This window comes from Vibrio sp. UCD-FRSSP16_30 (genome assembly GCF_001676025.1).
GTDB lineage: Bacteria > Pseudomonadota > Gammaproteobacteria > Enterobacterales > Vibrionaceae > Vibrio.
In genome coordinates this window covers 158,840-180,346 of sequence record NZ_LZFW01000035.1, presented here as the reverse complement: position 1 = coordinate 180,346, position 21,507 = coordinate 158,840, and the positions used below count along the sequence as shown (strand labels likewise).

General features: G+C 42.7%; 23 protein-coding genes. 16 read left to right on the top strand and 7 right to left on the bottom strand.

The window, feature by feature from the left end; genetic code table 11:
- Positions 1-16 precede the first annotated feature (16 nt).
- Genes A9260_RS12390 through A9260_RS12380 form a run of 3 tightly spaced genes read left to right on the top strand, consistent with a single transcriptional unit; the run spans position 17 to position 2,335 of the window.
- Positions 17-718 (top strand): DUF484 family protein, encoded by a 702-nt coding sequence (locus tag A9260_RS12390; RefSeq protein WP_068699424.1) that lies wholly within the window; start codon positions 17-19, stop codon positions 716-718.
- Positions 699-1,619, top strand: a complete 921-nt coding sequence (gene xerC, locus A9260_RS12385; protein WP_068699422.1) for a tyrosine recombinase XerC — start codon at positions 699-701, stop codon at positions 1,617-1,619. The genes A9260_RS12390 and xerC overlap by 20 nt, the downstream gene beginning before the upstream one ends.
- A complete protein-coding gene (locus A9260_RS12380; RefSeq protein WP_068699420.1) occupies positions 1,619-2,335 on the top strand; it encodes an HAD-IA family hydrolase in 717 nt (238 codons plus the stop codon). The genes xerC and A9260_RS12380 overlap by 1 nt, the downstream gene beginning before the upstream one ends.
- A gap of 3 nt (positions 2,336-2,338) precedes the next feature.
- On the opposite strand, the gene A9260_RS12375 is transcribed toward A9260_RS12380, so the two are convergent.
- The 4 genes from A9260_RS12375 to A9260_RS12360 form a co-directional block, all read right to left on the bottom strand.
- Entirely contained in the window at positions 2,339-2,923 is a 585-nt protein-coding gene (locus tag A9260_RS12375) for a tRNA-uridine aminocarboxypropyltransferase (protein ID WP_068699418.1), read from the bottom strand.
- Positions 2,923-3,945 (bottom strand): hypothetical protein, encoded by a 1,023-nt coding sequence (locus A9260_RS12370; protein ID WP_068699416.1) that lies wholly within the window; start codon positions 3,943-3,945, stop codon positions 2,923-2,925. The genes A9260_RS12375 and A9260_RS12370 overlap by 1 nt, the downstream gene beginning before the upstream one ends.
- A 34-nt stretch (positions 3,946-3,979) precedes the next feature.
- The gene (locus A9260_RS12365; protein WP_068699463.1) at positions 3,980-4,807 is read right to left on the bottom strand and encodes a Cof-type HAD-IIB family hydrolase; all 828 of its coding nucleotides are present in this window, start codon (positions 4,805-4,807) and stop codon (positions 3,980-3,982) included.
- Positions 4,808-4,947: 140 nt separating this feature from the next.
- Complete coding sequence (locus tag A9260_RS12360) at positions 4,948-5,925, bottom strand: alpha/beta fold hydrolase (RefSeq protein WP_068699414.1); 978 nt, start codon at positions 5,923-5,925, stop codon at positions 4,948-4,950.
- Between the two features lie 70 nt (positions 5,926-5,995).
- On the opposite strand from A9260_RS12360, the gene rhtB reads away from it, so the two are divergent.
- The 6 genes from rhtB to A9260_RS12330 all read left to right on the top strand — a co-directional run bounded on the left by rhtB (position 5,996) and on the right by A9260_RS12330 (position 11,045).
- On the top strand, positions 5,996-6,613 hold the full coding sequence (gene rhtB / locus A9260_RS12355) for a homoserine/homoserine lactone efflux protein (protein ID WP_068699412.1): 618 nt from the start codon (positions 5,996-5,998) through the stop codon (positions 6,611-6,613).
- A gap of 123 nt (positions 6,614-6,736) precedes the next feature.
- Positions 6,737-7,072, top strand: coding sequence for a metalloregulator ArsR/SmtB family transcription factor (locus A9260_RS12350; RefSeq protein WP_068699411.1), 336 nt, complete (start codon positions 6,737-6,739; stop codon positions 7,070-7,072).
- 44 nt (positions 7,073-7,116) lie between these two features.
- A complete protein-coding gene (locus A9260_RS12345; protein ID WP_068699410.1) occupies positions 7,117-8,124 on the top strand; it encodes an ArsJ-associated glyceraldehyde-3-phosphate dehydrogenase in 1,008 nt (335 codons plus the stop codon).
- Between the two features lie 51 nt (positions 8,125-8,175).
- On the top strand, positions 8,176-8,670 hold the full coding sequence (locus A9260_RS12340) for a phosphatase domain-containing putative toxin (RefSeq protein WP_068699408.1): 495 nt from the start codon (positions 8,176-8,178) through the stop codon (positions 8,668-8,670).
- Positions 8,671-8,729: 59 nt separating this feature from the next.
- Positions 8,730-9,935 (top strand): organoarsenical effux MFS transporter ArsJ, encoded by a 1,206-nt coding sequence (arsJ, locus tag A9260_RS12335; RefSeq protein WP_068699406.1) that lies wholly within the window; start codon positions 8,730-8,732, stop codon positions 9,933-9,935.
- 96 nt (positions 9,936-10,031) lie between these two features.
- Positions 10,032-11,045, top strand: a complete 1,014-nt coding sequence (locus A9260_RS12330) for an acyltransferase (protein ID WP_068699404.1) — start codon at positions 10,032-10,034, stop codon at positions 11,043-11,045.
- A 53-nt stretch (positions 11,046-11,098) separates the two neighbouring features.
- Here the strand turns inward: A9260_RS12330 and A9260_RS12325 are convergent, their stop codons facing one another.
- Entirely contained in the window at positions 11,099-11,428 is a 330-nt protein-coding gene (locus tag A9260_RS12325; RefSeq protein WP_068699402.1) for a DUF2500 domain-containing protein, read from the bottom strand.
- 331 nt (positions 11,429-11,759) lie between these two features.
- Here A9260_RS12325 and A9260_RS12320 point away from each other — a divergent pair, with 331 nt between their 5' ends.
- From A9260_RS12320 to A9260_RS12290, 7 genes are all read left to right on the top strand, one after another.
- Positions 11,760-12,125 (top strand): DUF4145 domain-containing protein, encoded by a 366-nt coding sequence (locus A9260_RS12320; protein ID WP_068699400.1) that lies wholly within the window; start codon positions 11,760-11,762, stop codon positions 12,123-12,125.
- Positions 12,126-12,207: 82 nt separating this feature from the next.
- Complete coding sequence (locus tag A9260_RS12315; RefSeq protein ID WP_068699398.1) at positions 12,208-12,441, top strand: YecH family metal-binding protein; 234 nt, start codon at positions 12,208-12,210, stop codon at positions 12,439-12,441.
- Between the two features lie 590 nt (positions 12,442-13,031).
- Entirely contained in the window at positions 13,032-14,759 is a 1,728-nt protein-coding gene (locus A9260_RS12310; protein WP_068699395.1) for a dipeptide ABC transporter ATP-binding protein, read from the top strand.
- Positions 14,760-14,867: 108 nt separating this feature from the next.
- A complete protein-coding gene (locus A9260_RS12305; RefSeq protein ID WP_068699391.1) occupies positions 14,868-16,421 on the top strand; it encodes an ABC transporter substrate-binding protein in 1,554 nt (517 codons plus the stop codon).
- Positions 16,422-16,597: 176 nt separating this feature from the next.
- Positions 16,598-17,575 (top strand): ABC transporter permease, encoded by a 978-nt coding sequence (locus tag A9260_RS12300; RefSeq protein WP_068699390.1) that lies wholly within the window; start codon positions 16,598-16,600, stop codon positions 17,573-17,575.
- Positions 17,576-17,577: 2 nt separating this feature from the next.
- Positions 17,578-18,516 (top strand): ABC transporter permease, encoded by a 939-nt coding sequence (locus A9260_RS12295; protein WP_068699388.1) that lies wholly within the window; start codon positions 17,578-17,580, stop codon positions 18,514-18,516.
- 214 nt (positions 18,517-18,730) lie between these two features.
- Positions 18,731-19,144 (top strand): SPOR domain-containing protein, encoded by a 414-nt coding sequence (locus A9260_RS12290; RefSeq protein ID WP_068699386.1) that lies wholly within the window; start codon positions 18,731-18,733, stop codon positions 19,142-19,144.
- Between the two features lie 55 nt (positions 19,145-19,199).
- Here A9260_RS12290 and gorA read toward each other — a convergent pair whose 3' ends face one another.
- Positions 19,200-20,555: a glutathione-disulfide reductase gene (gorA, locus tag A9260_RS12285; RefSeq protein WP_068699383.1), complete on the bottom strand. Its 1,356-nt coding sequence runs from the start codon at positions 20,553-20,555 to the stop codon at positions 19,200-19,202.
- 47 nt (positions 20,556-20,602) lie between these two features.
- Entirely contained in the window at positions 20,603-21,442 is an 840-nt protein-coding gene (locus tag A9260_RS12280) for a 23S rRNA (adenine(2030)-N(6))-methyltransferase RlmJ (RefSeq protein ID WP_068699381.1), read from the bottom strand.
- Positions 21,443-21,507: the final 65 nt, after the last annotated feature.

Below are 21,507 nucleotides of genomic sequence, written 5' to 3'. Positions count from 1 at the left end.
TATGTAGGGATAAGTATTGGATTCAACAGCAAAAAATATATCTACAGAGGTAGATATAGAACAATATTTGTTAGATAACCCTGACTTTTTTGAAGGCAGGGAATATCTTATTGATTCGTTAAGTGTCCCTCATCAACAAGAGGGTGCTATCTCTTTATTTGATCTGAAGCTAAAGCGCCAGCGCGAACAAATACAGGCTTTAGAAGATCAGAAAAACGAGCTACTTGCCGTTGCCAGTCGCAATGACAGTATCTTTCGCCATTTTATGGAGTTAGAAAAACGCATCTTGGTGGCTCATTCTGGTGAACAGATAATTAGCGCACTAGAGCAAAAATCTCAGCAACTTGACCTGACGGTTGTGGTTGGAGTCGTGGATCATGTTAGCTCGCAGCTTTGTTTAAATGAAGAGAGTTGGTCTAAGTTTAAAACTAAAAATATGGCGCAGCGTGGCGCTTATCTTGGCCGTCTTAAACGCAGTGATCGTGAGCTTATCTTTAAGCAAGGTACGCCGGTTTCTGAGTTAGGCTCTTATGCTGTACTTTCATTTGAGCATCCAAATTTAGACGGTTTTCTCTGCTTTTGTAGCGAAGATGGCGGACGGTTCCAGCCAAGTCAGGATACTTTATATTTAAGCCATTTAGCGATGGTCATCGCTCATCAACTTTATCATCTCGAGTGGCAAAAGGTTCAAACGCTACATGCTCAGCCCCATATCTAACGCCTATCAAGGGTGGATCGACTCATTCGTTTCTTATCTTCACAATGAGAAAGGAATGAGTGCGCATACTCAAAGTAACTATCAAAATCAGCTGCATATTATTGCGACTCAATTAACCAGTTTTGGGGTTGAGAATTGGCAACAGCTTGATATTGCCTGGGTCAGACAAATAGCCGCAAAAGGTGCGAGAGAAGGGTTAAAGCCCAATAGCTTAGCCACTCGACTTTCGTGTCTGCGTAGCTTTTTAGATTATATGGTTTTAAGGGGAGAGTTAAACGCCAACCCTGCCAAAGGAGTCAGTACTCCTAGAAACCATAAACGTCTTCCTAAGAATTTGGATGTGGATGAAACTGGCCAACTTCTTGATATTGATATGGATGATCCGTTAGCAATTCGTGATCGCGCGATGATGGAACTCATGTATGGTACTGGTATGCGTCTTTCTGAATTAATTCAGTTAAATGTTCGCGATGTACAAGGTGGACGTGGTGAGATCCGAGTTATTGGTAAAGGGGATAAAGAGCGTATTGTCCCGTTCAGTGGTGAAGCTAAGCGCTGGATATTGCAATGGCTGAATGTGCGTCCCTCTTTGTTAAAGCTAGAAGAAAATGCCTTATTTATTTCTAAGCGAGGTAGCCGGATTTCTCATCGAAATGTACAAAAGCGTATGTCGGAATGGGGCATTAAACAGGGCGTTTCTAGCCATATCACTCCGCATAAATTAAGACACTCATTTGCCACGCATATTTTAGAATCCAGTGGTAACTTGCGCGCAGTACAAGAGATGCTAGGACATGAAAGCCTATCAACCACTCAAGTTTATACACACTTGGACTTTCAGCATTTAGCCCAAGAGTACGATAAAGCTCACCCGCGAGCGAAAAAGAAACCGGAGTCTTAATGCGTTTTTATCGAAGCTTAAATCCAATACAAGCGATGACCTTCGACCTTGATGATACTCTGTATGATAATCATCCGGTAATTAGGCGATTAGAGCGAGATTTAAGGCACTGGATTAATCAAACTTACCCTAAGCTTGCAACCCTGACTGAGAGTGACTGGAAGGCTTTTAAACAGCAAGCACTGCAAAGTAGTGAGCGTTGTCGCCATGATGTGACTGTCGCTAGAGAGACCCAGCTAGGCTTTGCTTTTAGCTCTGTTGATATTATTGGCTCCAGTCAGATTGAGGCAATTAAACAGACTATGGAGCAAGTGACGATATTGAGAAATAGAGTCGATATACCTGAGTTAACATTTAAAACATTGGATGCGTTGCTTGGTCAGATACCTTTAATTGCCATCACCAATGGCAATGTGGATATTGAGCGTATTGGGCTACAACCTTACTTCACTGCGACGCTAAAAGCTGGGCCTGATGGCGCGGCTAAACCAAACTCAGATATGTTTGTTCAAGCGGCTAATATCTTACAGCTTCCGGCACATTCTATTTTGCATGTGGGTGACCATTTAGTGACGGATGTACTTGGCGCAAAAGCTTCGGGTTTTCAGGCTGCTTGGTTTAATAATTCTTCTATTGGTATTAAGGGAAATCAAAAAGCTAAGATCATGCCAGATGTTGAAATTAGCCGTATTGATCAGCTACTTCACTTTATTTGAGCACTATTTCTTCGCTAATGAGTGACCACACCGGTCAGCTTGAAAAACGTCTAGGTAGTACTGTAAAAAATCAGTGAGCGTCTGTGCTTGCTGATCCCATTCTTCTAAGCGCATGAGTTCAATGCCTACTTCACAAGTACATAAATTCCCCTCGCTTTGATTTCTTCTTAGGCTGTAGCTTGAAGTCTTGGATGGCGGTAAGTGAAATTGAGGCAGTGCTTGTAACCATGGGCTTTGTCGCCACATCTTCTTGGCTTCTTGCCAGGTGGCATCGAGCACAATATAAAGTCGCGCTTCTGCTTTCCCTTCAATATTATTTTTTTGCACAGGCAGGCTATGCTCACCAGGAAAAAGTAGTATTGGATTGGGGTGCTGAGCAATCAGTTCTAATAATTCTGTGGGTGATTCGCTTCTACTCCAAACAAACTGTTTCACCTCAGATTGCGTTTTTAGCAGGATCTTGCCGGTGTTTGTGGCTCTTTTTAACTCATTGGGATGGCACAGTAGTGCCACCTCAATTGAGTGTGCAAATACAGGAAACTGTTCACATAAGCAGTGATGTTTAAACCCGCAACCTGAGCAGACCATTACTGATCCTTTTTGAGGGTTAGTCCATCATTGGTCAAAGGGTAAGTCGCGCCATTGATGGTTTCATGCTGTGTAGAAAGAGTGTCATCTTTACGCTCAAACTCTCGAATAGCGATAATTGGCTGACCTTGATAGGTAACTGAGGTGACTTGTATTAGCCCGCTAATTAAGGTCTGCCAATGACCACTTTCTTTAATATCACCACTGCCATCGCTATAAGAATAACGAGTTTTAGCTTGGTGATCGGAGCTGAGTGTTAGAGTCAGATTGGTCGTCGCATCAATCGATTGGCTGTATTGACCTACGACATCATCAGTCGATAAATTGCCTTCAGAGTAGCAACCAGTAACAGTGCTTGTTGCTGTTTTAAGATCGGCAGTCCAACCATAAATGGAGTTACTCATCGTATCGCGACAAACTTGCGGACGAATATTGAGTTGCCCTTTAGTTAGATCGTAACGAGTATTCTCTATACTCTGTTCAAGGTTAACTACTGGCAGTTGTTGAGGCTCTTTTCCCAGAATATTAAGCTCTACGTTAGAGTCTGAAACACTTGCTGTCCATGCCGGCTCATTACCAAAGGCGCGTGCACCTTGTGTTGGTTTTTCACAGCGGTTAGGGTTTTCTGCGGTAATAATATTAAATTCAGTGACCACAAACTGACTACCAAACTCTGCTGCAAAGCCTGTTGTTGCAGGCTCAAAGTAACCAAAAACTTCGGCATACATAGCTTGGTGAGGTTCGGTTTTCATGGACTCAGTCATAGTGCGAACAGCATCAGGAAGTTTAAGCCAATAAGTGGCGTTGCTGTTGCATGGCTGGATAGTTCTAGATTCATGACCAACGATAATTTGCCCGCGCACAAGTACGCGAGCAGGCGCTTCTTTACTAGGAATGAGCTGCGGTAATGGTTGGGTGGTGTTATCAATAGCCGCTGTTTGAGGTTGCTGTGACTGCTCTGTGCTACTACAACCCAGTAGTACGATAGAAGTCAAAATAGAAAATAGTGCGCATTTTTTCATTATCTAGCCTGTAGTAGAACGATGGATCACTGGTCTATCTTAACAGGTGTTCCACTAGATAGTGAGCCACTGCATCATCTTCGTTGCTACCAATTATTTCATTATTAGGTAGAGCGTCTTTTACTTTTTGATGAGAGGTTTGCATCACTTTGCCCATACCAGCCATTAATAGCATCTCGGCATCATTCATGCCGTCACCAAATGCGATACAGTTACTAAGATCTTTATTTAAGGTTTTTGCTACCGCTTGCAGTGCATTTCCTTTTGAAACATTACCTTGCATCACTTCTAAACACCAAGGTGTAGAGAAGGCGATATTTAATTCGTCACCAAATACTTGGTTTAATTTGTCTTCAAAAGTGGCGAGGTACTCATGGCTTTCATGAGTAAAGAACACTTTTGCAATGCCTTCTTTTGGCGCATTCGTGTCATCAAAAAGTGCAAAGGCAAAGCCTGAGTGTTTGCTAAAAGCAAGCAACTGCTCATCAGTTTGATTTACCCACCATTTGTCATCTTGATAGATGTGAATAATGATTTCTGGGTCTTGGCGAATAATATCAATAACGGCTTGTACACGATCTGGATTAACGTTTTGGCTGTACATTAAATTGTTATTGATATCATGCACACGAGCGCCATTAGAGGTGATCATGTAGGCTGGTATGTCTACGTCTTGTCGAATATAAGCAACATCAATATGATGACGACCAGTTGCAAAAATGAAGGTATAACCTTGTTCATGCAACTGCTTTAATGTTTGCTTGGTGAAATCAGATAGCTGGTGGTCGGGAGCCAAAAGAGTGCCATCTAAATCAGAAGCGACAATAGAGATGTTTTCGAAATTTGTATTTTCAACAGTCATATTATTTAAAACCAGGTTGTCCAAGGTAGGCTTATTTATATTCAAAAGCCAATACATACTACGTTATTCAATGAGCAAGAAAGAGGGTAAACTGCGCTTTCCTCTTTTCCTTATTTTTTAAATTACCATTCAAAAGCTTATCACTGTTCAAAAAATCCAAGAATGGCGTCTAAGGCTTGGTTTCTTGCTTGGTCTTGCTCTATGAGTATTTCATGCATGGCATCTGCTACGGGTAATAAAATAGCGTCTTGTCGTACACGACTCAGTTTTGCGATAAATCTGTTTTGCGCGACATTATCGACAACAGAGTCCAGCGCTGGCTGTACTAAAAGCAAAGGAATATTGACCTTTTGAGCGTGTTTAACACATTGCTCAGAACCGAGCATTGCTTGCCAAACCCACTGCGATGTCGGCCCACCCATTTGAATTTCTTCTACTGCATCAAAAAGATCCGCTGACCATTCAAATCGAGCTTTGCAGCTACTTAATCTATTTTCTGCAAAAGAGGTTCTTTGATAGCCAGTTTGGCCTATCGCATAATGAGGTTCTTTCTTCCAATGGATTAATGTTTTACAAAGAGGTTTTGCAATCGCGCGAAGTGGAGAAGGCATTTTTATGCCAAACATTGGAGCACTAAGGGCAATAGCGTGAAATGGATGTGCAGGTGTGTTTTGAATGTAACGAGTGGAAATAGCTCCGCCCATTGAATGGGCCAAAATAAAGCGGCGACTATAGCGGTTGAGATCAAATTGTTTGGTGATGATTGCTAAGTCATCAACATAGTCTTCAAAGTCTTCGACATGCCCCATATGATAGTCATCAAGTAAGCGCTGAGACATACCTTGACCGCGATGATCGTAAGAGTAAATATCAAAGCCTTGCTTAAACAAGTCATAAAATAATTCTTGGTAACGGCAGGCACTTTCGGTTCGTCCATTGACAACCAAGATGGCCTTGTCATGCAGGGGAGAGGTGAGGCTAATCCAATACAGTTCTTTGTGGCCGACGCCTTTCACATACCCCTGCTGACGGTTTTTCCAGAAGCGTGCGATAGGCTGTTTTATTTGATATTCATAGTCATGTTCTTGAGTACAAACATCAATCGCGTTATTTGACATTGCATTAGTTCCCTGTTCACGTTACAAACAGCATAGCACCCACAATTGATAGTGAATACAAGGTATTAGCATGGAGTTGAAAGTTTGGTTAGCATACGTAGCTACGGCTGTTATTTTTAGCTTAGCACCGGGTTCAGGAACCGTTAATTCTATTGCCAATGGAATTAATTTTGGCATGCGAAAATCACTGTCGGCCATTGCCGGGCTGCAATTGGGGTTAGCCTTTCATATTGTATTGGTTGGCGCAGGAATTGGTGCATTAGTGGCTCAATCTGCACTGGCATTTACTTTAATTAAGTGGGTAGGTGTTGCTTATTTAATCTGGCTTGGCATTCAAAAATGGCGAGATAATAAAGGATTTAAGTTAGTCGAAAGTCATCAGCAGATTTCAGCGGGGACACTGCTCAAGCAAGCTGTCTTTATCAACCTAACCAACCCTAAGTCTATTGTTTTTTTAGTAGCGCTGTTTCCTCAATTTATTGATCCTAGTTTGCCTCATCTGCCGCAATTATTAATTTTGGGTGTGACCACGATTGCTATCGATGGCATGGTGATGCTCGGTTATACCGGGTTGGCGGCTCAAATGGGGCGCTTTATTCGCTCAGATAAGATCATCGGTAAGTTGAATAAAATATTTGGCTCTATGTTTATCGGATGTGGCTTATTACTGGCGGCAGCCAAAGGTTAATCAATTTTAATCTGACATTTTTTGTAACATGAATCTTTGATGACATCGGCGGGTTTTACTTGCTGATGTCTTTTTTTTGCCTAGTATATATGGATATTCGTATATGGTTATTTGGCGGTCGCAATGTTACCTCATCAGTTCTTTAAATTGCTTGCAGATGAAACGCGTTTACGTAGCTTACTGCTTATTGCTCGAGAGGGTAGTTTGTGTGTTTGTGAGTTAACACATGCTCTGCAAGAGAGTCAGCCAAAGGTATCGCGTCATTTAGCACAGATGCGCCGCTCGGGCATTTTAGTCGATGAAAGGCGAGGCCAGTGGGTTTATTACCATGTTGCGCTCGATCTGCCTGGTTGGGCTAAAAAAGTACTGGATGGTTTAAGGGATTCAAACTGCCTTAAAGAACAATACCAACAAGATACGCAAAGATTAGTTCACATAGACGCAATGTCTTGTGTGTAGCGGGTAATTTAAATGCTCACCTAGGTGGCAATAAAGGATAGAACATGACTATTAAAATCGGTATCAATGGCTTTGGTCGTATTGGACGCTTGGCATTAAGAGCTTCTTTTGATTGGCCAGAAGTTGAGTTTGTACAAATTAATGATGTTGCAGGTGATGCAAAAACACTGGCTCATTTATTGGAGTTCGATTCAATTCAAGGTCGCTGGCAGCATGCAGTAACTGCAGATGGTACGGATATGATCATTAATGGTCATGCAATCCAAACCTCTCAACAGCGTGATATTGATTCTGTCGATTGGTCTGGTTGTGATGTTGTTATTGAAGCAACGGGTGTTCATCGTAAGACGGCATTCCTTAATAAATACCTAGAGCAAGGTGTAAAGCGTGTCGTGGTCTCTGCGCCAGTGAAAGAGTCAGGCATCGCTAATATCGTGGTCGGTGTTAATGATGACATCTTTGATCCTGCGATACATAAGATTGTGACGGCGGCATCTTGTACCACCAACTGTCTTGCGCCAGTGGTTAAAGTTATCCATGAGAAATTAGGCATTGAACAAGCCGCATTTACCACGATTCATGATTTAACTAACACGCAAACAATTTTAGATGCACCGCATAAAGATCTGCGCCGTGCACGAGCGTGTGGCATGAGCTTAATTCCGACCACTACTGGCTCGGCAACCGCTATCGTTGAGATTTTCCCAGAGCTTAAAGACAAAATTAACGGTCATGCTGTGCGCGTTCCTCTCGCAAACGCTTCTCTTACTGACATTATCTTTGATGTTAAGCGAGATACCACAGCCGAAGAGGTCAACGCCTTACTAAAAGAAGCTTCTGAAAATGAACTAAAAGGCATTCTAGGTTTTGAAGAGCGTCCGCTAGTCTCTATCGATTATAAAGGCGATCAGCGTTCAACCATTGTTGATGGCCTGTCGACTATGGTCGTCGGTACTCGCATGCTGAAAATTTATGCTTGGTATGACAATGAAATGGGTTATGCGACTCGCACCGCTGAACTGGTGCGCACTGTTGGTTTGGCAGATAAATAATAAATTAGATTAATAAGCATGTTTCGACGTGCTTTATATAAGGAAAATAAAATGACGCATCCTACTTGGGAACTTTCTATCGATCATGGCGCAACACTTGTCCTTACGCCGTGTCCTGGAACTAAAGAGCTGGGTTTAGACGAATCTCTCCTTCAGCTAAAAGAGCAGGGGGTAAAAGCCATTGTGACAGCAATAAATCAGGCAGAAATGACCGAAAAGAACGTTGAAGCGCTAGGCGAGAAAAGTAAAGCGCTGGGTTTGCAATGGTTTCACCTGCCTATCGAAGACGATGATGTGCCTGATGGTGAGTTTGCTGAGCTTTGGGCAGAGGTAAGCCCAGAGCTACATAAGTTAGTTAATAGTGGCGACAAGATTGCAATGCACTGTATGGGCGGATCGGGTCGTACGGGTCTATTAGCGGCTAACTTATTGTTGGAGCTTAATTGGTCATTGCCAAAGGTTGTAACAGAAGTGAAAGCGCTACGTCCGGGGGCATTCACTAAGCCTGCGCAAGTGAATTACGTTGAAGCTCTCGTTCAAGGTTAATTTTATCTGTATACGTGCCTTTCTATGAGGGGCGCGTTTTAGTCGATGAGACTACTTCGATGCTATCAAGCTTAAATAAAAGTGTTCGCCAATATATGTTGGTGACATTTAATTATTGGAACTTCACTCTGACAGACGGCGCTTTGCGTATGTTGGTGGTGCTGTATTTCTATGATTTAGGATACAGCAGCTTAGCGATTGCCTCTTTATTCTTGTTCTATGAATTTTTTGGTGTGGTCACTAATCTTGTTGGAGGCTGGCTAGGCGCAAGACTTGGTTTAAATCGAACCATGAATATGGGCTTAGCACTGCAAATCTTTGCCTTGCTTATGCTCGCAGTCCCCCAAACGTGGCTAACAATACCGTGGGTAATGGCCGCGCAGGCATTCTCGGGTATTGCCAAAGATCTGAATAAGATGAGCGCTAAAAGTGCAATAAAAACACTGGTTCCTAACGAAAAGCAGGGCGCTTTGTATAAGTGGATTGCTATTTTAACGGGTTCAAAAAATGCGTTAAAGGGCGCCGGTTTCTTTTTAGGTGGTGTTTTACTGTCGGTTATTGGGTTTCAGGGGGCGGTACTTGCTATGGCGTCGGTATTACTACTGGTGCTAATAGGGAGTCTTACTTGGCTTGATAACGATATGGGTAAAGCCAAGAATAAACCTAAGTTTAAACATCTATTTTCTAAGTCGGGTAGCATCAATCGCTTGTCGGCAGCGCGCTTATTTTTGTTTGGCGCAAGAGATGTTTGGTTTGTGGTTGCGTTGCCCATTTACTTAGGCAGTGTTTTTGGTTGGAACCACTCAATGGTAGGTGGGTTTCTGGCAATATGGGTGATTGCCTATGGTGTTGTGCAAGGGTTTGCCCCTCGTATTACGGGCAAAGCAGAAGGCAAAGTACCCGATGGTAAATCGGCTCTTATTTGGGCTGTGATGCTATCGGTAGTGACCGGTATAATTGCTTATGGCGTACAAATCGGTTGGCAACCAGAGCTTGTGATTGTGGTTGGCTTGCTTATCTTTGGTGCAATATTTGCGGTGAACTCGTCACTGCATTCATACCTTATTGTAAGCTACGCTAAAGGTGATGGGGTTTCTATGGACGTTGGTTTTTATTATATGGCCAATGCTATGGGACGTCTTATCGGCACGATTTTATCGGGCTTAGTTTTTCAGATGGCAGGACTTGCGGCGTGTCTTTGGCTCTCATTTGCTTTTTTAATGCTGGCTAGCATTATTTCAATAAAGCTTCCGCGACATAGCTAATTGATTAAAAAATAACGATAAAAAGCTAACAAGGATTTCCTTCGCTAGCTTTTTTATTGTTATGATGCCAGTAGCATAAATTAAGGAAGCGGTATAATGAGACAAAGGGTTTTGTTTTTCGATCTAGCAAGATGTGTAGCGGCCATTGCTGTGATCGCAATCCATGTGTTAGCTCCTTATCGATATCAATTTGGTGAAATTCCATTTGCTGATTGGTCTACTGCGATCAGCATTAATAGTATTAGTCGCTGGGCTGTGCCGGTATTTATTCTTATTTCTGGCGCTTTGATGTTGAGTGACAGAAGACCCTTCGAATTTAAGTACTATGTTAAACGCCGCCTTGGCAAGGTCTTAGTACCGTTTGTTATTTGGTCAATCTTCTATGCGTACTTATCGGGTTGGAGTGTTTACGGCTTTGATACTGCTCATGCCAAAGAAGTGCTGGTGGATAGCTTAGATCATGCCACTTATTATCATTTAGGCTTCTTTTACTACTTTATTCCTCTTTATTTTGTGATTCCTTTTTTACAGATCTTTGTACGCCGTTACGATGATAAAGCGCTGTACGCTCTGACTGCTCTGTGGCTGTTCACAACAGCACTATTTTTATTCCGCATCGATGGATTATGGAATAACCAGATGTGGCTTTATTCGGGTCTACTGCCGCTAGGCTATATCTTGTATCAAAAAGTGCCATTGACTAAAGCATCGGTGAGTACGTTTGTGGCTATTGGGTTAGCAGCATTTGCGGTGACCATCTATCAGGTAATCTCTATGAGCATAGAGGCAAATGATTACACTTATGGTCGCTGGCTATCTTATAAAACACTAAATACTATCTGCGCGGCTAGCATGATCTTTATGGTCTGTCGTTACTTTGGTGAGGGGCTTTCTGCAGGGGCGAATAAGATTGTGGGCTTTATCAGTACTCACAGCCTAGGCATTTATATTTTGCATCCTATCTTCTTATGGCCAATGAAAGAGTTTGAGTGGTATCAAGGGCATCCAGCTTTGGTGATTCCACTGTGGATTGTGATTAGTGGCGGCGGTTCGTTATTGCTTAGCTGGCTTGTGTCTCGTTCAAGTAAAACCGCGTGGTTATTACCTTAATATTCGATATTCAGAGCCTATTGTTTGTTGTCATCAATAGTGCTCTGATTTTTCTATCGCTTTAACGCAAAGTGCATGAACTTATCACCTTGATAGGTGAGCACGCCTTGATGGCCTGGTGATAGGGCGTGATAGTAATGAATGCCAATTTTAAACTCTCGTTTTGGTCCAAAGCGGCCTTTCTGCACGTATATCCAATATTCTTGATCGTCTTCCCCAGGTTTTGCGTCGGGAATATCTACTGCTTGCTTATCAATAACGGTAACTTTTGCCGTTTGCTCTGGTGCATCCGCGCCATGTATGTGCTTACTGACAACGTATTTACAAGCAAAGGCGGCGATTACAACCAGCACTGCAACTAGAACAAATAGGGATATTGGCATATAGGTTATCCTGATAGTTTTTAGCTGAATGGTTTTTAGGCACTGAGTGTAGCCTGCGTCTATCTGGGATTAGTACAATTAGTGAGATAGCGTGATCTAAACGCCAAGTCGCGATAAGAAATGGTAATTAGGTCACAAAGTTTGCTGAACCTCATTTATAAATCATGGTCTTATTTTAAATATATAAAGAGTGAAATGATTGCTAAGCTTGATTTAGGTTCAATAATCCGCAGGCTTATTCAATTTTTTAGGCGGAACGGTATTAAATAGTCACTTGGATACGCAATGTGCAGATTCTTTGAATCAACAGGGTTTTAGACGGGGTAAGGATATGTCCGATATTGATCAGGTAGTAGTACGAACAAGACGTCTAGAAGGGATTCTGCGTACCCGTTTTCATGCCCGTGGACGAGGTCTTCATCAGTTGATTACAGATAGTGAAGAGCGCCTACCTAAAGAAGTGATCAGTAAATTACGTTATATCGCAACCGTGCGTAATAAGATGCTGCATGAAGATGGTTTCAAATTAGAAGACAGAAAAGAATTTGTGGAAGCATGCAGTACGTGCGAGAAAGAACTTACTCCTCGTAGTGGGCGTTTTATTTGGGGGATTGCGATCGCTTTAATGACGTTACTGACATTTGCCGCCGGTCTTTTTTACTATGTGAACTGGGCTGAGTTCAGCGTTCACCTTTAGCTTTATTTCCCCTCTTTAATTTACGGTAAGTTGTTTAATCTGTACCATTGCGACATTCAGATTCAACCTTTAGGAGTCTCCCATGTCTGTACATGCACATAAAATTTTAAACCAACTTCGCCTACAACCAATGTCAAAAGAAGAATTGAAAAGTTGGGTTACAGCTGAGTTTGGTGAAAATGCTCAGTTTAGAACTTGTAGTAAAGAGGGTTTTGATTTTGAATCTATCTTGGAATTTTTCTTATTGAGAGAAAAGGTTGTTTTAGACAATAACCAATTCAAACTTAATGAAGCAAACGTGTGCTCTCATAACTAATTTATATTTATTTAGAATGATTGTAAGGCTCCTTTAAAGGAGCCTTTTTTATTTGCATTACATTAACATTTATCAGTGCCTACTTGGTTGGAAAACTCTGCATATATGCTACTTGTTGGTGTTAAGTGTTGTTTTTGTGGTGATCTACGTCGTAATAATTAACGTAAATTGCTTTGTTTTTAGTCGTTTACTCTGTCTGTTCTGGTGGGGTAAAAAAGCATAAAAATTCGGGGGTTAGCTAGGGTTTTTATGTTTTTTTGATTGCCACACCGAAGATGCCAGATGTTTTGGGGCTTTTTAATATCTGACAAATACTCAAATTGCATTTGTATGAGTATTTATTCAGTGGGGTGGCATTTTCATTCATGGAATTATCTTTTATTTAGCGACAAAGCCAGTTTTTATCCTTTAAATGTTGCTTTTCTGTGTCTTTTTTGCCAAATTGTGCGTCGAACACAATATTTATCATTGTGTTTTGAGCGGAGGCACCACTTAAGGTGCAGACCTGAATTAAGACGGGTCACGTTCATTTCGAATGGATTCAATTTTGCAGACAAGGCAGAAAACTGTCCAGCAGTAGAGGTCTGGTAATGTCGTTATTAGAAGTAAAAAATCTTCGCATTGAGTACCCGTCAAGACACGGTGTTCACGCAGCAGTAAAATCTCTGTCGTTTAATATTGAACGCGGTGAAATCGTCGGTGTCGTAGGTGAATCTGGCGCGGGTAAATCCACTGTCGGCAACGGCGTGATTGATTTATTAAGCCCTCCTGGCGTTATTGCTGGTGGTGAGGTTTTTCTCGATGGGGAAAAAATATCAGGTTTATCTGCAGAAGAGATGCGTCAGGTACGTGGCTCTAAAATAGGATTTATCTTTCAAGATCCTATGACGTCTTTAAATCCGTTATTTACCGTAGAACATCAACTTAAAGAAACCATTCATGCCAATATGAAGGTCTCTGACGCAGAAGCCTATAAGCGTTCTTTAGAATTGATGAACAAGGTGGGTATTCCACAGCCAGAAAATCGTCTAAAACAATATCCGCACCAGTTTTCTGGTGGTATGCGCCAGCGTGTTGTTATTGCTATTGCGCTAGCTGGTGAGCCGGATCTGATTATTGCGGATGAGCCAACTACAGCATTGGATGTTTCTATCCAAGACCAAATTCTTAGCCTAATTCGTGATTTATGTGTTCAGCAAAATGTAGGCTGTATGCTAGTAACTCACGATATGGGCGTGGTTTCAAACGTCACTGATCGCGTTGCGGTAATGTACCGAGGCGATCTGGTTGAGTTTGGACCAACCAGTAAAGTGTTGGGTGACCCAGATCATCCTTATACGCGCAGTCTTATCTCAGCAGTACCTCGTTCAGACGTTAAATTAGACCGATTCCCATTGGTCAGTTACATCGAAGAAGCGGCAGAGCACGAACCTCTTAATGTAAAAAATCACTGGTTAGGTCAAAGCCAAGATCAGCGTGATTACACTGGACCTTTGCTGAACGTTGAAAATGTCGATCTTCGTTTTATTACCAAAGACTCACTGTTTGAAAGCCGCAGAGAATACGTGCAAGCGTCAAACAATGTCAGTTTTGAAGTGTTTGAAGGCGAAACCTTTGGCTTGGTGGGTGAATCTGGTTCTGGTAAGTCGACGATTGCTCGCATCATTGCCGGTCTGTATGCACCTGACGCCGGTAAAGTGACTTTTGAAGGTATCGATTTAACGGGACTAAAGAGCGAAAAAGAGCGTCGTCCAATGCGTCGCCAAATGCAGATGGTGTTCCAAAATCCTTATACGTCTATGAATCCACGTATGAAGATTTTCGATATTATCGCAGAGCCGATTCGTTTTCATAAGCTAACGGCTAATGAAAATGAAACTCGTCAGATCGTCAACGATCTACTTGATCATGTTGGTTTGGGCCGTATGGCCGCCGTTAAGTATCCTCACGAGTTCTCTGGTGGTCAGCGCCAACGTATTTCTATTGCCCGCGCGCTTGCTACTCGTCCTAGATTATTAATTTGTGATGAACCCACTTCGGCATTGGATGTTTCGGTGCAGGCGCAGATTCTTAATCTTTTGAAAGACCTTCAAGATGAATTGAACTTAACCATGCTGTTTATCAGTCACGATTTGCCGGTAATTCGTCAGATGTGTGATCGCATTGGTGTGATGCAGCAAGGTGCTCTTCTGGAAGTTGCGCCAACCGAGCAGTTATTTAAGTCACCACAACATGAATATAGCCAACATTTGATTTCACTGATGCCCGAGTTTAAAGGTTTACGCGAAGGCAGTGGTGAAGTAGCAGAATTAGCTTAGTCGTTTAAGCAAAAGCTCATAAGAGCGCAATACATAACACAACACACAGCAATCAATAATACATCGCAAACACAATAGGGATTCCATCCCGCATGAAGGAGATATGCAATGAAAACTATTAAGACCAAACTGGCTGTAGCACTTGCAGTCGCTGGCCTTGCATTTAACGCCGCCGCTGCTGATATCAAAGTCGCTTATGATGCTGACCCAGTATCTCTTGACCCACAAGAGCAACTATCTGGCGGCACGCTTCAACTGTCTCACATGGTCTTCGATCCATTGGTACGTTATAAGCAAGATTTATCATTTGAACCTCGCCTAGCAACTAAGTGGGAGCGTGTGAACGAAACTACAATGCGCTTTACATTGCGTGAAGGCGTTAAGTTCCATTCTGGTAATACTCTGACTGCTGACGATGTAGTTTGGACGTTTGACCGTTTGAAAGATTCACCTGACTTTAAAGCAATTTTTGCACCATTTGAAAAGGTGACAAAAGTTGATGACTACACATTTGATCTTGTATCTAAAGGCGCTTTTCCGCTAGTTCTACAAACTGCGACCTACATTTTCCCAATGGATAGCAAGTTCTACACTGGTAAAACAGAAGATGGTAAAGACAAGTCTGAGATTGTGAAGCACGGCAACTCTTTTGCTTCGACTAACGTTTCAGGTACAGGTCCATTTATCGTGACTGAGCGTGAGCAAGGCGTGAAGGTTGAGTTTAAACGCTTTGATGGTTACTGGGATACAGAGTCAAAAGGCAACGTTGATAACCTAACACTGGTACCAATCAAAGAAGATGCAACTCGTGTTGCTGCGCTACTTTCTGGCGGCGTAGATATGATTGCTCCTGTTTCACCAAACGATCATAAACGTGTTGAGTCAGCTAAAGGCGTTGAGCTAGTGACTCTGCCGGGTACTCGTTTGATTTCTTTCCAAATGAACCAAGAGAGCAACCCAGCTCTTAAAGATGTTCGTGTTCGTCAAGCTATCGTATACGCGATTAACAATGACGGTATTGCTAAGAAAATCATGAAAGGTTTTGCAACCACTGCTGGTCAGCAAGGTCCTGAAGGTTACGCAGGCTACGATGCAGATCTTAAACCTCGTTACGACTTGAAGAAAGCGAAGCAACTAATGAAAGAAGCAGGCTACGCAGATGGCTTCTCTCTAACCATGATTGCGCCTAATAACCGTTACGTGAATGATGCAAAAATTGCTCAAGCAGCGGCTGCGATGCTGGCTAAGATTGGCATCCGTGTTGATCTGAAAACAATGCCAAAAGCGCAATACTGGCCTGAGTTTGATAAGTGTGCAGCAGACATGCTAATGATTGGCTGGCACGCCGATACAGAAGATTCTGCGAACTTCTCTGAGTTCCTAACCATGACTCGTAACGAAGAAACGGGTAAAGGTCAGTACAACTGTGGTCACTACTCTAACCCTGAAGTGGATAAGTTAGTTGAAGCAGCGAACGTTGAAACAGACCCTGCAAAACGTTCACAAATGCTACAACAAGTAGAGAAGACGCTTTATGACGAAGCGGCTTATGTTCCTCTACATTGGCAGAACCTAGCGTGGGGCGCAAAGTCTAACGTTGAGATTAAACCAATCGTTAACGCAATGAACTTCCCTTACTTTGGCGACCTAGTTGTTAAGTAATAAGTAGCATAGTAAATAAAGGTGCGCTGCTCTTAATAATGCACGTACCTTGTTGCCTTTAAGCAACGTTTTTAAAAACGCAGTAATGCGCTTTTCGGTGCCTGACCTTGTTTCAGTCGGGTCAGGTACCATTTTTAAGACTGAAAATTGTTAGATTGGAAGAAAGGGGCAACGGAATGTTTTCGTTTCTAGTCAAGCGCCTGTATCAGGCACTGGTAGTGATGTTTGTGATCAGTTTGGTGGCGTTTGCTATCCAAGATAACCTTGGTGATCCCTTACGTGAATTAGTTGGTCAGTCGGTATCAGAATCTGAGCGCCAAGCGCTACGAGATGATCTCGGTTTGAACGACCCATTTGTGACTAAATATACTCGCTTTATTACGGCTGCCGTACAGGGTGATTTAGGTACATCTTATTTCTTTAAACGCCCAGCAGTGGACGTTATTTTAGATAAGCTGATTGCGACGTTAGAGCTCGTATTTGGCGCGACATTAATTATTGTCGTATTGTCGATTCCGCTCGGCGTTTATTCGGCAATCAATCCCAAAAGTTTTTTTACCAAGGTCATCATGGCGATGAGCTCGGTCGGTATTTCGATCCCCGTATTCCTTACCGCAATTATGTTGATGTATATATTCTCCATTACCTTAGGTTGGCTTCCATCCTATGGGCGAGGGGAGACGGCAAACGTTCTAGGTTGGGAGTCTGGCTTCTTCACCGTTGATGGTATTAAGCACTTGATATTGCCGTGTGTTTCATTGGCTTCGATCATGCTTCCTCTGTTTATTCGCCTTGTTCGTTCAGAGATGCTTGAGGTGTTAAGTTCGGAATACATTAAGTTTGGTAAGGCTAAAGGTCTGCCACTTAAGAAAATTCATTATCAACACGCATTAAAAAATACCCTTTTACCCGTATTGACGGTAGGCGGTGTACAGATCGGTACTATGGTGGCTTACACCATACTGACTGAGACAGTATTCCAGTGGCCGGGTACAGGTTTTCTATTCCTTGAAGCAATCAACCGTGTCGATACGCCATTAATTACCGCATACGTTATTTTTGTGGGGCTGATTTTTGTTGTTACCAACACCATTGTTGACCTTCTGTATGGACTTATTAACCCAACCGTAAACATTACTGGTAAAGGAGCATAATCATGGAACAGACTACACAAGCTCCAAGTCACTGGCAGCGTTTCAAAAACTCGAATATCGTTTATTACTTCTTGCGTGACAAAGTGGCTATGTTCTCGGCCTTTGTTTTTGCTTGTTTTTTAGTTGCTGCTTTAGCTGCGCCAATCATCGCCCCTACTGACCCATACGATCTGATGTCAATTGATATTATGGACTCAGAGCTGCCTCCATCGTGGATGGAAGAAGGGGATGCAAACTTTGTACTCGGTACGGATGAGCAAGGCCGTGATATTTTCTCAACCATACTGTATGGCTCAAGGTTATCACTGACCATTGGTTTTCTTGCGGTAGGCTTACAGCTCATTTTAGGTATTGTTATTGGTCTATCTGCCGGTTACTTCGGTGGACGTATAGATAACTTCTTAATGCGCTTTGCTGATATCCAATTATCGTTTTCAACCATGATGGTGGCAATTATTGTTTCCGCCATATTTAAGGCCAGTTTTGGTAGTGCTTTCTACAGTGAATACGCCGTAATCATGCTGGTGGTGATTATCGGTATTGCGGAATGGCCTCAATATGCTCGTACTATTCGAGCGTCTGTATTAGCCGAAAAGAAGAAAGAGTATGTCGAAGCGGCGCGAGTGATGGGCTTTAAAGCTCCTCGAATCATGTTCCGCCATATCCTTCCTAACTGTCTGTCACCAATTTTGGTTATCTCAACAGTACAGATTGCTAACGCAATCATGTCAGAGGCGGCGCTGTCGTTTCTTGGCTTAGGTCTACCGGTTGACCAACCCTCACTAGGCGCGCTGATCAGTACAGGCTTTAACTACATCTTCTCTGGTGCATGGTGGATTACCGCCTTCCCTGGCATTGTATTAGTGACCTTGGTGTTAGTGATTAACCTATTGGGTGACTGGCTACGTGATGTGTTTAACCCTAAATTATACAAAGGCTAATAGAGCTATCTTTGCATAGAGATATTTTTCTATAGAACGGCTTTTGTATAGATCCCAAAACGCCCAGTGATTTTTCTCACTGGGCGTTTTGAGTTTTACGGAACGGTGCTGGAGAGAAAAGATACTACGACCGTGGTTAATATTGGCGAATAACTAAACAATCGACTAACATTCTGTAGTGACTATTGAATAAAATTAGAGGGTTATAAATAAAATGAAAGGCATCAAACTACCTCTAATCGCATCAATTGCGCTGTTATCTTTAGCAGCCATCCCTGCCAAGGCAAATAGCTATCTCTGCTCTGCTACTCAAGAATCCTACGATAAACCTGCTCAGTTAGGAGAGGAGTGCCCCATAGGCATATCCCTTGTGGGAAAAAGAGACCCGGTTTACCGTAAATCGACCTTTTGGATTCAATGCGGCTTCTTTCCTAAAGAACTCACTCTTAAACAAGTTAATCTAATTTACCCCAACGTCTCCGCATCTATCTGGAATAAAGCCGAGTCCAAAGGTAGACGTTGCCTAATTGGCCCTTATGACGATTTTGAGCAAGCAAATCTAGAAGTAACACAGTTGCGAACGATAAATGGTTTTGAAAAGTCCTTTATAAGGGAAGTAGAAAAATAGAAAACATAAAAAAAGGATGGCGATTGCCATCCTTTTTAATTTGTAGATAATGCGATCAACGCATGGTGACAAATTCCTCAGAACCCGTAGGGTGTATTGCGACTACTGAGTCAAAGTCTGCTTTAGTTGCGCCCATTTTCATTGCGACTGCAAAGCCTTGGATCATTTCGTCAACGGTGAAGCCGATGCCGTGTAGGCCGACAACTTGCTCGTTATCACCAGCACAAACCAGCTTCATTTTACATGGCTGACGGTGCTTGGTTACCGCTGAGTACATTGCGGTAAAGCCAGAGGTGTAAACTTTCACATTGCCTTCGCCGTATTGGTCGATAGCTTGTTGCTCTGTTAGACCAATGGTGCCAATTGGTGGGTGACTAAATACCACGGTTGGGATTAGGCTGTAGTCCATTTTTGCATCTGGTTTGTTGTTGAACAAACGCTCAGATAGCTGACGACCCGCTTTTACTGCAACAGGTGTTAGCTCAACGCCACCTTCCATGATGTCACCAACACAGTAGACACCACTAACATTGGTTTCTTGGTATTCATTAACTTTAATGTAGCCACGTTGATTGGTTTCAACGCCAGTATTGCTTAGGTTAATGGTATCGGTTGCTGGGTGGCGACCAATGGCCCAAATTAGCTGATCAACGTTGTGGCTGCTGCCGTTTTCTAGGTGCAGAGTTAGGCTACCGTCAGCTTCTTTTACCACTTCTTTTGGTACAGAGTGAGTATGTAGAGTTGGCCCTTCTGCTTCCATAACCTCGGTAAGGGTATCGATGATCATTGGGTCAAAGCTACGCAAAGGAGACTCTTTACGTACAAATAAGTCAGTTTTGGTGCCGAGTGCGCTTAGTACGCCAGCGATTTCGACAGCGATATAGCCTGCGCCAACTACAGCAACACGCTTAGGTTGTTCGTTTAGTTCAAAGAAGCCATTTGAATCAATGCCGTATTCAGAACCTGGAATATTAGGAATAGTAGGGCGACCGCCTACAGCAATTAAAATATGATCAGCGGTATATAGCTCACCATCAACTTCAACGGTTTTCGCATCAACAAACTTAGCAAAGCCTTTGATAACATTAACTTTGTTGTTACCTAGAACGCGGTCGTATGATTGGTGAATACGTCCAATGTAGGCTTGACGGCTTTCGATAAGTTTTGACCATTTAAAGCTCTTTAGATCAACATCAAAGCCATAATCTTCAGCATAAAGATTGATAGCTTCGGCAATTTGCGCCCCATGCCACATCACTTTTTTAGGTACACAACCTACGTTGACACAAGTGCCGCCTAAGTCTTTTGCTTCGATTAGAGCAACTTTAGCCCCATACATTGATGCACGGTTAGCCGAAGCGATGCCACCACTACCACCACCAATACAGATATAGTCAAAATGCGTTGCCATTGAGTTCTCCAAAGTCGTTGTTGTCTTTATTGTTATATTGGGTGAATTTATTCAGGTACAACCCATTCAACCTTAAAATGTCCCGTTGCGGGTGCTATCGCTTGTTTTAGCGCAGGCAAGATTTCTTGCATTTGGCTTTCTAATTTCCATGGTGGATTAATGACAATCATGCCAGAGGCTGTCATACCACGTTCGTTGGTATCAGGAGATACGCCAAGCTCTATTTGTAGAATCTTACGAATGCCTAAACCTTGCAGGCCTTCTAGCATATCTTCGATATCGTAGCGATTAACCACAGGATACCAGATTGCATAGACTCCTGTTGCCCAACGCTTATAACTTTGCGCGATAGCTTGTACGACATCGCGATATTCTTTTGCTAGCTCATAAGGCGGATCTATGAGCACTAATCCACGGCGTTCTTTTGGTGGCAAACTGCCTTTTAAGCGAGAAAAACCATCTTCTTTGAATATCTTAACTTGGCGATCGCGGTGAAATTCTTGTTCCAACAATGGAAAATCACTTGGGTGTAATTCCGTTAGAACCATTCGGTCGCCACGACGAATTTGCGCTCGAGCAACACGAGGTGAGCCAGGGTAGTATCTAAGCTCGTCGCCATCGTTAAGTACACGAATAGACTCAAGATAGCTGGAGATTGCTTCTGGTAAGTCGCTTTGTTGCCAAAGTTTGGCTATACCTTGTTTGTATTCGCCCGTTTTTTCTGACCACTCATGGGTCAAGTCGTAACGACCGACACCTGAGTGAGTATCGTGATAGACAAATGGTGTCTCTTTTTGCTTTAACGCATCAAGAATAAGGCTTTGTACAATGTGTTTTAGTACATCTGCATGGTTTCCAGCATGAAAGCTGTGACGATAACTGAGCAAGGTAATTCCCCAAGTGAGTGTGTGACGGGATCAATCAACATTATACTCGACTATTGAATTTTGCA

Coding starts and splice junctions, on each gene's coding strand:
- xerC (WP_068699422.1), top strand. CDS start 699: ATGCTCAGCCCCATATCTAACGCCTATCAAGGGTGGATCGACTCATTC.
- A9260_RS12380 (WP_068699420.1), top strand. CDS start 1,619: ATGCGTTTTTATCGAAGCTTAAATCCAATACAAGCGATGACCTTCGAC.
- A9260_RS12375 (WP_068699418.1), bottom strand. CDS start 2,923: ATGGTCTGCTCAGGTTGCGGGTTTAAACATCACTGCTTATGTGAACAG.
- A9260_RS12370 (WP_068699416.1), bottom strand. CDS start 3,945: ATGAAAAAATGCGCACTATTTTCTATTTTGACTTCTATCGTACTACTG.
- A9260_RS12365 (WP_068699463.1), bottom strand. CDS start 4,807: ATGACTGTTGAAAATACAAATTTCGAAAACATCTCTATTGTCGCTTCT.
- A9260_RS12360 (WP_068699414.1), bottom strand. CDS start 5,925: ATGTCAAATAACGCGATTGATGTTTGTACTCAAGAACATGACTATGAA.
- rhtB (WP_068699412.1), top strand. CDS start 5,996: ATGGAGTTGAAAGTTTGGTTAGCATACGTAGCTACGGCTGTTATTTTT.
- A9260_RS12350 (WP_068699411.1), top strand. CDS start 6,737: ATGTTACCTCATCAGTTCTTTAAATTGCTTGCAGATGAAACGCGTTTA.
- A9260_RS12345 (WP_068699410.1), top strand. CDS start 7,117: ATGACTATTAAAATCGGTATCAATGGCTTTGGTCGTATTGGACGCTTG.
- A9260_RS12340 (WP_068699408.1), top strand. CDS start 8,176: ATGACGCATCCTACTTGGGAACTTTCTATCGATCATGGCGCAACACTT.
- arsJ (WP_068699406.1), top strand. CDS start 8,730: ATGCTATCAAGCTTAAATAAAAGTGTTCGCCAATATATGTTGGTGACA.
- A9260_RS12330 (WP_068699404.1), top strand. CDS start 10,032: ATGAGACAAAGGGTTTTGTTTTTCGATCTAGCAAGATGTGTAGCGGCC.
- A9260_RS12325 (WP_068699402.1), bottom strand. CDS start 11,428: ATGCCAATATCCCTATTTGTTCTAGTTGCAGTGCTGGTTGTAATCGCC.
- A9260_RS12320 (WP_068699400.1), top strand. CDS start 11,760: ATGTCCGATATTGATCAGGTAGTAGTACGAACAAGACGTCTAGAAGGG.
- A9260_RS12315 (WP_068699398.1), top strand. CDS start 12,208: ATGTCTGTACATGCACATAAAATTTTAAACCAACTTCGCCTACAACCA.
- A9260_RS12310 (WP_068699395.1), top strand. CDS start 13,032: ATGTCGTTATTAGAAGTAAAAAATCTTCGCATTGAGTACCCGTCAAGA.
- A9260_RS12305 (WP_068699391.1), top strand. CDS start 14,868: ATGAAAACTATTAAGACCAAACTGGCTGTAGCACTTGCAGTCGCTGGC.
- A9260_RS12300 (WP_068699390.1), top strand. CDS start 16,598: ATGTTTTCGTTTCTAGTCAAGCGCCTGTATCAGGCACTGGTAGTGATG.
- A9260_RS12295 (WP_068699388.1), top strand. CDS start 17,578: ATGGAACAGACTACACAAGCTCCAAGTCACTGGCAGCGTTTCAAAAAC.
- A9260_RS12290 (WP_068699386.1), top strand. CDS start 18,731: ATGAAAGGCATCAAACTACCTCTAATCGCATCAATTGCGCTGTTATCT.
- gorA (WP_068699383.1), bottom strand. CDS start 20,555: ATGGCAACGCATTTTGACTATATCTGTATTGGTGGTGGTAGTGGTGGC.